At 55.0% G+C, this 12,175-nt stretch carries 12 protein-coding genes; 4 read left to right on the forward strand and 8 right to left on the reverse strand.

Going from position 1 to position 12,175, the window contains the following annotated elements; translation table 11 throughout:
* The first annotated feature begins 153 nt into the window (after positions 1-153).
* Both ubiT and ACMGGR_RS02050 read left to right on the forward strand, forming a co-directional pair.
* Positions 154-678: a ubiquinone anaerobic biosynthesis accessory factor UbiT gene (gene ubiT / locus ACMGGR_RS02045; protein WP_414148895.1), complete on the forward strand. Its 525-nt coding sequence runs from the start codon at positions 154-156 to the stop codon at positions 676-678.
* Positions 672-1,175, forward strand: a complete 504-nt coding sequence (locus ACMGGR_RS02050; RefSeq protein WP_246759853.1) for a GNAT family N-acetyltransferase — start codon at positions 672-674, stop codon at positions 1,173-1,175. The genes ubiT and ACMGGR_RS02050 overlap by 7 nt, the downstream gene beginning before the upstream one ends.
* Here the strand turns inward: ACMGGR_RS02050 and ACMGGR_RS02055 are convergent.
* The gene (locus ACMGGR_RS02055; protein WP_246759855.1) at positions 1,148-1,465 is read right to left on the reverse strand and encodes a GIY-YIG nuclease family protein; all 318 of its coding nucleotides are present in this window, start codon (positions 1,463-1,465) and stop codon (positions 1,148-1,150) included. The genes ACMGGR_RS02050 and ACMGGR_RS02055 overlap by 28 nt on opposite strands.
* 91 nt (positions 1,466-1,556) lie before the next feature.
* Here ACMGGR_RS02055 and ACMGGR_RS02060 point away from each other — a divergent pair, with 91 nt between their 5' ends.
* A complete protein-coding gene (locus ACMGGR_RS02060; protein ID WP_414148034.1) occupies positions 1,557-1,985 on the forward strand; it encodes a YhbP family protein in 429 nt (142 codons plus the stop codon).
* A gap of 54 nt (positions 1,986-2,039) precedes the next feature.
* On the opposite strand, the gene ACMGGR_RS02065 is transcribed toward ACMGGR_RS02060, so the two are convergent.
* The 3 genes from ACMGGR_RS02065 to nrdD all read right to left on the reverse strand — a co-directional run bounded on the left by ACMGGR_RS02065 (position 2,040) and on the right by nrdD (position 5,268).
* Entirely contained in the window at positions 2,040-2,558 is a 519-nt protein-coding gene (locus ACMGGR_RS02065) for a type 1 glutamine amidotransferase domain-containing protein (RefSeq protein ID WP_246759857.1), read from the reverse strand.
* 110 nt (positions 2,559-2,668) lie between these two features.
* Positions 2,669-3,133: an anaerobic ribonucleoside-triphosphate reductase-activating protein gene (nrdG, locus tag ACMGGR_RS02070; RefSeq protein ID WP_414148035.1), complete on the reverse strand. Its 465-nt coding sequence runs from the start codon at positions 3,131-3,133 to the stop codon at positions 2,669-2,671.
* The gene (gene nrdD, locus ACMGGR_RS02075; protein WP_246759859.1) at positions 3,130-5,268 is read right to left on the reverse strand and encodes an anaerobic ribonucleoside-triphosphate reductase; all 2,139 of its coding nucleotides are present in this window, start codon (positions 5,266-5,268) and stop codon (positions 3,130-3,132) included. Before nrdD ends, nrdG begins: the two co-directional genes overlap by 4 nt.
* Before the next feature lie 347 nt (positions 5,269-5,615).
* Between nrdD and ACMGGR_RS02080 the strand changes: the two genes are divergently transcribed.
* Entirely contained in the window at positions 5,616-8,192 is a 2,577-nt protein-coding gene (locus ACMGGR_RS02080) for a DEAD/DEAH box helicase (protein ID WP_414148036.1), read from the forward strand.
* 35 nt (positions 8,193-8,227) lie between these two features.
* Here the strand turns inward: ACMGGR_RS02080 and treC are convergent, their stop codons facing one another.
* The 4 genes from treC to pyrB form a co-directional block, all read right to left on the reverse strand.
* Entirely contained in the window at positions 8,228-9,910 is a 1,683-nt protein-coding gene (gene treC, locus ACMGGR_RS02085) for an alpha,alpha-phosphotrehalase (RefSeq protein WP_246759861.1), read from the reverse strand.
* Positions 9,911-10,133: 223 nt separating this feature from the next.
* Positions 10,134-10,520, reverse strand: coding sequence for a 2-iminobutanoate/2-iminopropanoate deaminase (gene ridA, locus ACMGGR_RS02090; protein WP_246759862.1), 387 nt, complete (start codon positions 10,518-10,520; stop codon positions 10,134-10,136).
* Positions 10,521-10,590: 70 nt separating this feature from the next.
* On the reverse strand, positions 10,591-11,055 hold the full coding sequence (gene pyrI / locus ACMGGR_RS02095) for an aspartate carbamoyltransferase regulatory subunit (RefSeq protein WP_246759863.1): 465 nt from the start codon (positions 11,053-11,055) through the stop codon (positions 10,591-10,593).
* Positions 11,056-11,067: 12 nt separating this feature from the next.
* A complete protein-coding gene (gene pyrB, locus ACMGGR_RS02100) occupies positions 11,068-12,003 on the reverse strand; it encodes an aspartate carbamoyltransferase (protein ID WP_246759864.1) in 936 nt (311 codons plus the stop codon).
* Between the last annotated feature and the right edge of the window lie 172 nt (positions 12,004-12,175).

Here is a 12,175-nt window from a genome sequence, read left to right on the forward strand (position 1 = left end):
ACGCTTTTTGATTCAGAACAGTTAAAAGCATATTGATAGCTATCAGTCTTGCTGTTAAAACCCCAGGGTTCACGCACTTTATTGATCCAACCGCCTGAAGGGATTTCTCAATCTGGCAAAATAGCTTAAATTTTATTTAAAGGAGTGATAATGGTGTTGAATCCGTTACGCGCGCAGCTTGTCCGCAAAGGTCCCCGTTTTCTGCGGCTTCCGCTGCAGTTTGCCCCCTTCATCGTGAAAAAGCAGCTGCTGCAACAGCTGCTGAACTGGCAATTTCACTATGCACTGGCGGAAGGTGAGTTAAACTTTCTGAAGGATCGCTGGTTAGGCGTGGAAATCCGCGACCTTGGGCTGCGCTGGACAACTACCGTTGAGCAAGGAATATTGCGCATAACCAATCGCACAGAGGCAGACGTCTGGTTTCGCGGTGACGTTAACGATCTGCTGTTAATTGCCGCACGGCGTCGGGATCCCGATACCCTGTTTTTTCAGCGTCGGTTGCTGATTGAAGGCGATACGGAGCTGGGGCTGGAAGTAAAAAACCTGATGGATGGGATCGATCTTGAGACTATGCCAAAGCCGTTGCGTAGTGGATTAATACAACTGGCTGATTTTATTGAAGCAGGACTGACTGAGGACGCGGCTGCAACAGCAGCGCGCGCAGGTGTATCATGTTAATTCGTACGGAAATCGGTGTTGATGCCGCCAGCATAGACAGCTTGCTGCGCCGCAGCTTCGCCACCGCTGCAGAAGCAGAGCTGGTGCAGCAGCTGCGTGAGGACGGTTTACTGACGCTGGGCGTTGTAGCCACCGATGAGGAAGGACAGGTGCTGGGTTACGCGGCCTTCAGCCCGGTTACGCTGAACGGTGAAGATAAGCAGTGGGTCGGTCTGGCGCCGCTGGTGGTGGATGAAAGCGTACGCGGTCAGCAGCTGGGCAAGCAGCTTATTTACGAAGGGCTGGATACGCTTAATGAGTTTGGCTATGCCGCCGTGGTGGTGCTGGGCGATCCGGCTTACTACGGGCGTTACGGTTTTGTACCGGCCGCGCGTCACCAGCTGCACTGCCGCTGGCCAGGCACCGAAGCGGCTTTTCAGGTTTATAAACTGGCGGACGACGCTTTTGACGATGCAAAAGGCAGGATCGACTATTCCGCGCCTTTCAATCGCGACTGAGCGGTCAGCCAGGCTTCAACCGAATCAGGCTGGTGGCGCACCAGCCTGATTTTATCCTGTCGCGTCAGCTGTTTTATTCTGTATTCCAGCTTAGAAGCGTTTGAGCGGTCGCCTGCTTCACAGTGAAACAGCAGCGCCAGCGGCCCTTTCCCGCGCAACGCTTTGGCACCGGTACCCGCCTGATGTTGCTTAAAACGACGCGTAACGTTATTAGTGATGCCGGTATAAAGCGCGCCGCTGGCGGTTTGCACAATATAAAGATGCCAGGGCGCGGCTGCCTGTATGTCCATTCGTTGCTACCGATAGCCAGTAATGGCCGGAAGTTTATCAGCTCTTGCCCGTCGTTAACGATTTTTTACCGGGCCTGGCAGGGAGATTTTAATGTCTGAATCTGAGCCGTTACAGGCTATCGCTCGCTACTTGCAAAAACAGCATGTCCTTTCCGTCTGCGGCGGCAGCCCCGTATGGTGCGCTAACTGCTTTTACGTTTTTGAACCGCAGGAAGTTGTTTTCTGGCTGATGACGGAGGAAAAAACCCGTCACGGTAGCCACTTCACCAGCGATCCTCGGGTGGCGGGGACGGTAAACGGGCAGCCCAAATCCGTTATGCTGATTAAAGGGGTACAGTATTCCGGTAGCGTCCGGCTGCTGGCGGGTACAGAAGAGGAAAGGGCGCGTAAGGCCTATGTTAAGCGTTTTCCCGTGGCGGCAGCGGCTTCTGCACCCATTTGGGAAATTGAGCTTAACGAGCTGAAGATGGTGGATAACGCGTTGGGTTTTGGCAAAAAGCTAAGCTGGCTGCGTGAATGAATATAGAAAGGCTAACGCGACAAGGTTACATGCCGCGTTTGCCATTATTCAATCTTAAGCGGTTTCAAGAATGCGTAGCGACTCACGGTTGAACGCGGGCAGATCGTCCGGCGTGCGGCTGGTAACCAGCTTGTCGTTGTCTACCACTACTTCCTTATCATAAAAGTCAGCACCGGCGTTTTTCAGGTCGATGGCAATGGCTTTTACCGAAGTCATTTTACGACCGCGCGTGGCGTTTGCACTGATCAGCAGCTGCGGGCCATGACAGATAGCAAATACTGGCTTACCGGCATCCACAAAGGCTTTGGTGAAGTTTACAAAACGATCGTCGCTGCGCAGGCTATCCGGTGAATGACCGCCCGGCAACAGCAGCGCGTCAAAGTCGGCCGCCTGAACGTGATCGATATCTTTATCGATCTTCACTTTGGCTTTGCCCTGCTTACCGGTAACGGTAATGCCCGCTTTTTTCTCAATAGTAACCACCTGGTGGCCAGCTTTGGTATAGGCTTCGGCTGGCGAAGTAAATTCGGAGTCCTCGAACTCATCGGTAATCAGAACCGCAATCTTCTTCATGTTTTCCTCCGGTTATTATTTTGCATAGCAGAGTTAAGTGTGGTTGGTAATTCTGAGAAATCAAGCTGGCCTAATGGATTACTCTGCATGTGGCTGATAATACGGGCCGCCTATCGCAAATAGTGGATAACCTGATTACTGCTGCCTCGCCAGCGCAGCGCCGGGTCTTTTAATGTTTGAATAAATTTTCCGTCTATCAGCACGTTAATCTGTTCTGCCACCTGCTGCTGCGCCGGGCTCAGCTCCGCCAGGCGGTAGCCCGTCCATAGCCAGATATCTTTTTCCGGGCAGTCACGGCGCACGCGCTGCACCAGCCGCAGAATATCGGCTACGTTGGCGGGATGCAGCGGATCGCCGCCCGACAGCGACAATCCCTGGCGCGGAATGCGCGTATCGTTCAGATCGGCAATCAGCTGTTCTTCCATCTGTAGCGTAAAGAGATAGCCGGAATTAAGCCGCCAGGTACTTTTGTTATAGCAGCCGACGCACTGATGCTCGCAGCCCGCAACAAACAGCGTACAGCGCGTGCCCGGCCCGTTAACAATATCGACCGAATAGTATTGATGAATATTCATCCCGGCTGGCCGTTGGATAAATGCTTAACGCGGCGCTTCACTTCCTCTTGCTTACCCGCGTTAAAAGGACGCGCGTCCGGGCTACCCAGGTAACCGCAGACGCGGCGGGTCACGGAGACGCGTTCGGCATTGTGATTTCCGCATTTGGGACAGGTGAAGCCTTTGCTGGTGCAGTCAAACTCGCCGGTAAAGCCGCAGTCATAGCACTCGTCAATCGGCGTATTGGTGCCGTAATAGGGGACGCGGCTGTAGCTGTAATCCCAGACGTCTTCCAGCGCTTTCAGGTTGTGCTGAATATTGGGATATTCGCCGTAACAGATAAAGCCGCCGTTAGCTAACGGCGGATAGGCCGCTTCAAAGTCAAGCTTGTCATAAGGGTTAACTTTTTTCTCTACGTCCAGGTGGAAGCTGTTGGTGTAGTAGCCCTTGTCGGTGACGCCCGCTATCACGCCAAATTCGGCGCGATCCAGACGGCAAAAGCGGTCGCACAGGTTTTCGCTTGGCGTACTGTAAAGACTGAAGGCGTAGCCCGTCTCTTCCTTCCAGCTATCCACCGCTTCGCGCAGGCGGCTGACAATCGCCAGCGCTTTTTGCCGCAGTTGCGCATCGTCGTAAAGATGCTTTTCGCGACCATACAGCGCAATGATGGTTTCGTGAATGCCGATATAGCCCAGCGAAATAGAAGCGCGGCCGTGCTTAAAGATTTTGGCAACGTTATCGTCAGCCTGGAGCCGCACGCCGCAGGCACCTTCCATATAAAGAATGGGGGCCACGCGCGCCTTGACGTTTTCCAGCCTGGCGATACGGCTCATCAGCGCCTTTTTCGCCAGCCGCAGGCGCTGGTCCAGCAAATCATAGAAGCGTGCTTCGCTGCCTGCCGCTTCCAGCGCAATACGCGGCAGATTCAGGCTGATCACGCCGATGTTGTTACGGCCATCATGAACCTGCCTGCCGTTCTCCTCCCACACGCCCAGAAAGCTGCGGCAGCCCATCGGCGTTTTAAACGAGCCGGTTACCTTAACTACCTGCTCGTAGTTCAGAATATCGGGATACATACGCTTGCTGGCGCACTCCAGCGCCAGCTGTTTGATATCGTAATTGGCATCGCCCGGCGAGCGGTTTAACCCCTCTTTAATGGCAAACACCAGCTTGGGAAAAACGGCGGTTTTATGATTTTTGCCCAGCCCGGCTATGCGGTTACGTAAAATGGACTGCTGCACCAGACGCGCGGCCCAGCTGGTGCCCAGGCCAAAGCCAAAGGTGACAAAAGGCGTCTGGCCGTTAGCGGTATGCAGCGTGTTGACCTCATACTCCAGCGACTGAAAAGCGTCAAAACACTCTTTTTCTGTCCGGCTTAGCGCATAGGCTTCCACGTCGGCAATCTGCCACTGGCGGGCCGTCTGACGATGTTTCTCCAGGCTCGCGTCAACAAAAGGTGCCAGCACCTCGTCAATGCGGTTAATCGTGGTGCCACCGTAAATATGGCTGGCAACCTGGGCGATAATCTGGGCGGTTACGGCGGTAGCGGTCGATATCGATTTTGGCGGTTCTATCTCCGCGTTACCCATTTTAAACCCCTGGGTCAGCATGCCTTTAAGATCGATCAGCATGCAGTTAAACATAGGGAAAAAGGGCGAGTAGTCCAGATCGTGATAGTGAATTTCGCCGCGCTCATGGGCCTGCACCACGTCGCGAGGCAGGATATGCTGCGTGGCATAGTGTTTAGCCACGATACCGGCCAGCAGGTCGCGCTGCGTTGGAATGACTTTACTGTCTTTATTGGCATTTTCATTCAGCAGCGCCGGGTTGCTTTGGTCGATCAGCCCACGGATCTCTTTATTCAGCTTGCCGCGCAGCTCGCGAGCGATATCGCGATCGTGACGATACTCAATATAGGTGCGTGCCAGCTCGGGATAGCGGCCCGCCATCAGCGTATTTTCAACCGTATTCTGAATAACGTGAATATCTACATTTTCCTGCTGCTGTAGCTGCTGGCAAATTTGTTGCGTAGCGATAGCGCAATAGGCGTCGTCATCAATATTGACCGCTCTGGCCGCGCTTTTAATCGCTTCCAGAATACGCGACGCGTCAAAAGGCGCGCGGCAGCCGTCCCGTTTGATTACTCTCGAAGTCATACCTTTTCCCTGTGCGAATCTCTATATGTAGATACAGCGTGGCATGATAATAACTATATGTAGCGTTTTCCTCCTGTTTAACCGCAAGGTTTTTGATTTGAAACAAGGATCAAAAAAAGCCTGTTGCGATCTCAGTCACTTAAGAAAAAGGGCGTTTTACTGACCGTCTAAATATTGGACGTTAACGGGAAAGCAGCAGCCGTTAGCGTCTGTTGACGACTATTATTTATCTTTTTTCACCCCATAGCGGACGTTCCGGAGTTGCAATCACCTGCACGGAATTCATATTATTGCCTGTTATGCGGAGTAGTTATGCTTCTGCTCAGGTCAGGCCGGGATACAGACTGATGTCTTCTGTGAAGTACAACGAAAAACAGGTTAGCCGCTGGACGGGCGCGCGCAGCGTAGCAAGAGCAAAAGAGCTGGTAGGTAAAGTTCAGCAACTGCAATGGCAAAATAATCTGTTAACGGGTGAAGTACCGGGCAGGAAAATCGAGCCTTTTCAGGTAATGGTTCACTTTAGCCGACCGCAGGGCAAACTTCATGCCAGCGGCGAATGCACCTGTCCGGTAAAAAATAACTGTCGCCACGTGGCGGCGGTGATGCTGGCGTGGCTACAGCGGCAGCCCGCCGTGGCGACGACGGTGGCGGTGGCGCCCGTCACGGCCAGGCCTTCCCCCGTCCTTCGGCTGGAGTCACGCGCAAAATTTATCAGCGGCTTTGGGCGCTATGGCCATCGCCAGAAGCGCCTCGACTTCGCCGCGCTCTATTTTGACTATGCGGGCGTTCAGGTGCCCGCCGGCAGCAGCGGTGAACAGTTCGCCGATCGCCACGGCCAGCTCTTTCAGGTTGTTCGTCAGCATGAGCAGGAACAGCGCTGGACAGATGACCTGAACGCCCTGGGCCTGAACAGCGTTTCATCCGGTCATATTTATACGCCGCACTCGGCACCGTTACCGCCAGTCATCTTTGCACCGGATGCGCCTGAGCAGTGGCAAAACGTCATTCATACCGTACTGCCAAAACTGACGCGAGATGGCTGGCAAGCCAGCGTAGACGATAATTTTACCTGGAACGTTCTGGAGATTACGGCTATAGACGGTGTGGTCGCTCAGCAGCAGGACGGCTGGTACGCGCTGGAGATGGAAGCCGCGATTGGGCCGCGTAAAGTCAAAATGCAGCCGCTGCTTGCCGGGCTTTTTCAGAAAGATCGCCGCTGGCTGTCTGGCGATCTCGCTGCGATCCCGAATGAGGAAACCATAGAGCTGCGCAGCGAGAGCAACGAACGCCTGCATATCGCGGCCAGCCAGCTAAAAACCGTGGTTGGCAATCTGGCCGATCTGTTTGCTCAGGGTGTAGAAACGCCGTTGCGCATAGCGCCTTACGAAGCGGGAAGGCTGACGGCGCTGAGCGAGACGGGCCGCTGGCAGTTCCACGGCGGAAACGGCGTATTACAGCTGGCCGAGCGCCTGCGGTCAGGCAGCAGCATTGAGCCCGTTGCGCCGCCGGTAGGGTTGCGCGCGCAGCTGCGTGACTATCAGCAGCAGGGCGTAAACTGGATGCAGTTTCTGCGGGCGAACGATCTTTCCGGCGTGCTGGCCGATGATATGGGGCTGGGGAAAACTATCCAGACGCTGGCGCACCTGCTGCTGGAAAAAGAAGCGGGGCGGCTGGATCGGCCAGCGCTGATCGTGGTGCCGACCACGCTGGTTTATAACTGGACGCAGGAAGCTTTACGCTTCGCCCCGGATCTAAAAATGCTGGCGCTGACCGGGCCACAGCGCAAAGCTTTTTATGACCGTATTGAAAGCTATGACGTGGTGATTACCACCTATTCTCTGCTGTGGCGCGATCAGCCGGAGCTGCTTGGCCACAGTTATCATCTGCTGATTCTGGACGAGGCGCAGTATGTGAAAAACAGCGCTTCGCGCGCGGCATCGGTCATTCGCACGTTGAAATCCCGCCATCGACTCTGCTTAACCGGCACGCCGCTGGAAAACCATCTTGGCGAGCTGTGGTCGCAGTTTGATTTTCTGCTACCGGGTTTCCTCGGCAGCGAAAAAGAATTTACTCAGGAGTGGCGTATTCCCGTGGAGCGGGATGGCGACAGGGTTCGGCGCGAGCTGCTGGCACGCCGCGTCAGGCCTTTTATGCTGCGTCGGCGCAAGCAGGAAGTGGCGAAAGAACTGCCGCCAAAAAACACCATCGTGCGCTCGGTTGAAATGGAAGGCGCGCAGCGGGATTTATACGAGAAGGTACGTGGCGCAATGCAAGATCGCGTGCGGCTGGCCGTCGAGCAGCAGGGGGCGGGGCGCAGTCACCTGCTGGTGCTGGATGCTTTACTTAAGCTGAGGCAGATCTGCTGCGACCCGCGCCTGATTGATAATGATAAAACGGCGAAGGTAAAACAGTCGGCCAAGCTGATGCTGCTGCGCGAAATGCTCAGCGATCTGCTGGCGGAAGATCGTCGCATCCTGATCTTTTCACAGTTCACCACCATGCTGACGCTGATTGCGGAAGAGTTACAGAAAGCGCGCATTCCTTATGTGATCCTCACCGGCAGCACGCGCGACCGAACCGAACCGGTGCGCCGTTTTCAGAATGGCGAAGTACCGGTGTTTCTGATTAGTTTGAAAGCAGGCGGCGTGGGACTGAACCTGACGGCGGCAGACACGGTGATCCACTACGATCCCTGGTGGAATCCGGCGGCGGAAAACCAGGCGACGGATCGTGCTTATCGCCTGGGCCAGGACAAACCGGTTTTCGTGTATAAGCTCATTGCCGCAGGCAGTATTGAAGAGAAGATCGTCGCGCTGCAGCAGCAGAAAGCGGAGCTGGCCGACGGCATCCTGGCCGACGACCTGAGCGAACCGGCCAGCTTCACCAGCGACGACCTTGCCGCGCTGTTTGAGCCGCTGGCTTAGTCACTCTGCGCCCCCAGGCCCGGCCGTTGCTTCCCTTAGCTGGTTTGACCGGAGCCGTTCCAGCGTTTCTGATACCACCAGACCGCTTCCCAGGGGCGCAGCATCACCTCACCTGGCGTAACGTGCGTATCGGGGTAGTTGCTTACCAGCACCTCCCAATGGCCGCTGTAGGCTGGTGGATGCCATACCTGCGTTTCGCCGCTGAAGTTGGCCGCTACCACCAGCACTTCTTTCTCAAAGCGGCGGCAATAGCACCAGAGATAAGCGTGATCCGGCAGCAAATCGAGATAGTCTCCCCAGGTCAGGATTGCGTACTCTTTTCTTAACCTAATCAGCTTCTGATAGGTGTAAAAGACCGAGTTTTCATCCGCCAGAGCCGCTTCGACGTTAATCGTTTCCATGTTGTCGCACATGCCGATCCAGGGCGTGCCGCTGGTAAAGCCGCCGTTTTCGCCGCCGTGCCACGGAATGGGCGTGCGGCCATTATCGCGCGATTTGCTGGCCAGAATTTCCAGCAGATTATCGCTGTCACGGCCTTGTGAACGCAGCTCGGCATACATGTTATGGCTTTCGATATCGCGATAGTCGATGATGCGGGTATAGTGCGGGTTGGTCATCCCCAGCTCTTCACCCTGAAAAATATAGGGCGTTCCCTGCATGCCGTGCAGCACCAGCGCCAGCATTTTGGCCGACTGCACGCGATAGTGGCCCTCGTCGCCCCAGCGGGAAACCACGCGTGGCTGATCGTGGTTACACCAGAACAGCGCGTTCCAGGCTTTGTTATGCATGCCGTGTTGCCAGTGGGTAAAAATCGCCTTCTGCGCCACCAGGTCCAGCGGCGTTAACGTCCACTTCTGGCCGTTAAAAAAATCTACTTCCACGTGATCGAAGCTAAACACCATCGACAGCTCTTCGCCGTCCAGCGAGCCGTATTGCTGACAGTGTTCCAGCGTGGCGGAAGACATCTCGCCAACCGTCATCAGCTCGCGCGGGCGAAAGACGTCGCGGCTCATCTCACGCATATATTCATGGATGCGCGGCCCGTCGGTATAAAGCCGCAGCCCGTCGCCGTTAGGATCGTCCGGGAAATCCTGATGTTTGGAAACCAGGTTCACCACGTCCAGCCGCAACCCATCAATCCCGCGATCGGCCCAGAAGTTAACGATCTGCTTCAGCTCGGCACGCAGATTATCGTTCTCCCAGTTTAAATCAGCCTGTTCCGGCGCCCACAGATGCATATAGTACTGGTTACTTTCCGGATGCCAGCGCCAGGCATGGCCGCCAAATTTAGACTGCCAGTTATTCGGCGGTTCGCCCGGCGTACCGTCGCGCCAGATGTAATAGGAACGATAAGGACTTTCGCGATCCAGCGCCTCGTGAAACCAGTGATGCTGCGTAGAGCTATGGTTAAACACCATATCAAGGATTAGCCGCATGCCACGCTGGTGCGTTTCCGCCACCAGATTGTCAAAATCGTTCATCGTGCCAAACAGCGGGTCGATGGCGATATAGTTCGCCACGTCGTAGCCGTTATCCACCTGCGGCGAGATATAAAAAGGCGTCAGCCAGATAGCGTCGACGCCCAGCTGTTTGAGGTAGTCCAGATGCTGGATCACGCCGGCCAGATCGCCCGTGCCGCTGCCGGTCGTGTCCTGAAAGCTCTTGGGATAAATTTGATAGATAACGCCGTTTTGCCACCACGGTGGATTTTTAGTCATTGCTCAATCCCGATATAAAAGAGGTCCGTTTGCGCTGCCGTTGCCTTTTTGTTCTTCCATAAGGTTAGCTATTAACTGGCAAGGTGCGCGCGCAGGAAAAGCGAAAAATTTTTACGGCGAGCACAAAGGATTGAACGTCAGGGATTAAAGGCGGCTGGCAGGAAAAAAAGGACGTGCATCGGGTGGGGAAAGATTCCTCTCCCGCAGGGGAGAGGAGAGAGGATTAGCGACGTACGGCTATCGCTTCGATCTCGATTTTGACATCTTTCGGCAGACGCGCCACTTCCACACAGGAGCGCGCCGGGAAGCTGGCATCGTGCTCGGTGAAGAACGCTTCATAGGCCGCGTTCACGGTAGCAAAATCGTTCAGATCCTTAACGAACACCGTAGTTTTCACGATATCGCCAACCTTCAGGCCCGCCGCTTCCACGATAGCCTTCACGTTTTCCAGCGACTGGCGCGCCTGGGCGGTCACGTCGTCAGCGACATTACCGGTTTTAGGATCGACCGGGATCTGGCCGGAGGTGATGATCATGCTGCCCAGATCGACGCCCTGTACGTAAGGGCCAATCGCCGCTGGTGCTTGTTCAGTGCTGATTTCGCGAGACATAATTTCTCCTTGTTAACGGGTAACGCCGGTAGTCACCGGAACCGGGCCATTATAAGCCGCTTAAAACTGATTACCAGTTTGCCATTACCACGTGGCGCGCAAACTCTTTTTCGCAGTATTTGCACTTTAACTGCACGTTATCATTGCGTTTTTTTACCGCAAAGCTGGAGTGAACCGGCTCGCTGCGGCTGATGCAGTTGCTGTTGGGGCAGGTCAGCACGCGTTCAATATTGTCCGGCAGCGTCGGCGAAATTTTGCCGACCACGTCATAATTATCGATGCGGTTTACCGTGGCGTGCGGCGCATAAACGGCCAGCTGATTGATCTGATCTTCGGTCAGAAAGGTGTTCTCAATCTTGATCAGATCTTTGCGTCCCAGCTCGCCAGAAGGCAGATTCAACCCGATGGTGATGCGCTGATCGGTTTCCGTCAGGCGAAACAGCGACAGCAGCTTAAAACCAACCTGCGCCGGAATATGATCGATTACCGTGCCGCGCTTGATCGCTTCGACCTGGAGTTTATTGTCTTGTGTCATCGTCAGTTCCTCTTACAAATCCAGTTCACTGTTCAGCACCAGCGCCAGCAGTGCCTGACGGGCGAAAATACCGTTGCCGGCCTGCTGAAAATACCAGGCGTGCGGCGTGGCATCGACATCGGTAGTGATTTCATCAATGCGCGGCAGCGGATGCAGCACTTTCATCGTGGCGCGAGCGCCAGCGAGGTCGGCGGCGCGCAGAATAAATTGCGCCTTCACGTTGGCGTATTCCGACGGATCCAGCCGCTCTTTCTGCACGCGAGTCATATAAAGAATATCAACCTGCGGCACGACTTCTTCAATGCTGTCGTGACGGCTCCACGCTATCCCTTTCTCGTCGAGCATATCGGTAATGTAGGACGGCATCGCCAGCGCATCCGGCGCGATAAACAGAAAACGGTTGCCGTCAAACTTCGCCAGCGCCTGCGCCAGCGAATGCACGGTGCGGCCATATTTCAAATCGCCAACCATCGCGATATTCAGGTTGCTCAGGCGACCCTGCGTTTCCTGAATAGTGAAAAGATCCAGCAGCGTCTGCGTGGGATGCTGGTTGGCACCATCGCCCGCGTTAAGAATCGGTATACCGCCGGAAAACTCCGTTGCCAGACGCGCGGCACCTTCCTGCGGATGGCGCATAACGATAGCGTCAACATAGGTGCCGATTACGGAAATCGTATCGGCCAGCGTTTCGCCTTTCTTGCCCAGCGACGTATTGCTGCCGTCAGCAAAGCCTACCACGGCGGCACCCAGGCGATGCATCGCGCTCTCAAAAGACAAACGCGTGCGGGTTGAAGCTTCAAAGAAGCAGCTGGCAATAACCTTGTGCTTTAACAGCTCCGGCTGCGGCGTTGCTTTCAGGCTGGCGGCGGTGCGCAGCGCCAGCTCCAGCTCTTCACGGCTGAGATCGTTAATTGAGATAATGTGTTTGTGATACAGCGGATTAGCCATGTTCACTCTCCTTTACGCGTGCCGCTAAGCTGAAAAATGGACAAAAAAAAGCCCCTCATTGAGGGGCATTTTTTAGGATCGGAAAGGAGGAAAAACGGCACTGCCCGCCGGCATTCAGGCGCGTCATTTTAACCATGTCAGCAGTACTCAGTTTCATGCATCCTCCAGGCAA

Source organism: Erwinia sp. BNK-24-b (assembly GCF_047456155.1).
GTDB lineage: Bacteria > Pseudomonadota > Gammaproteobacteria > Enterobacterales > Enterobacteriaceae > Erwinia > Erwinia phyllosphaerae.

Excerpts from the sequence above, each read along its gene's own strand:
- ACMGGR_RS02050 (WP_246759853.1), top strand. The coding sequence starts at position 672 with ATGTTAATTCGTACGGAAATCGGTGTTGATGCCGCCAGCATAGACAGC.
- ACMGGR_RS02055 (WP_246759855.1), bottom strand. The coding sequence starts at position 1,465 with ATGGACATACAGGCAGCCGCGCCCTGGCATCTTTATATTGTGCAAACC.
- ACMGGR_RS02060 (WP_414148034.1), top strand. The coding sequence starts at position 1,557 with ATGTCTGAATCTGAGCCGTTACAGGCTATCGCTCGCTACTTGCAAAAA.
- ACMGGR_RS02065 (WP_246759857.1), bottom strand. The coding sequence starts at position 2,558 with ATGAAGAAGATTGCGGTTCTGATTACCGATGAGTTCGAGGACTCCGAA.
- nrdG (WP_414148035.1), bottom strand. The coding sequence starts at position 3,133 with ATGAATATTCATCAATACTATTCGGTCGATATTGTTAACGGGCCGGGC.
- nrdD (WP_246759859.1), bottom strand. The coding sequence starts at position 5,268 with ATGACTTCGAGAGTAATCAAACGGGACGGCTGCCGCGCGCCTTTTGAC.
- ACMGGR_RS02080 (WP_414148036.1), top strand. The coding sequence starts at position 5,616 with ATGTCTTCTGTGAAGTACAACGAAAAACAGGTTAGCCGCTGGACGGGC.
- treC (WP_246759861.1), bottom strand. The coding sequence starts at position 9,910 with ATGACTAAAAATCCACCGTGGTGGCAAAACGGCGTTATCTATCAAATT.
- ridA (WP_246759862.1), bottom strand. The coding sequence starts at position 10,520 with ATGTCTCGCGAAATCAGCACTGAACAAGCACCAGCGGCGATTGGCCCT.
- pyrI (WP_246759863.1), bottom strand. The coding sequence starts at position 11,055 with ATGACACAAGACAATAAACTCCAGGTCGAAGCGATCAAGCGCGGCACG.
- pyrB (WP_246759864.1), bottom strand. The coding sequence starts at position 12,003 with ATGGCTAATCCGCTGTATCACAAACACATTATCTCAATTAACGATCTC.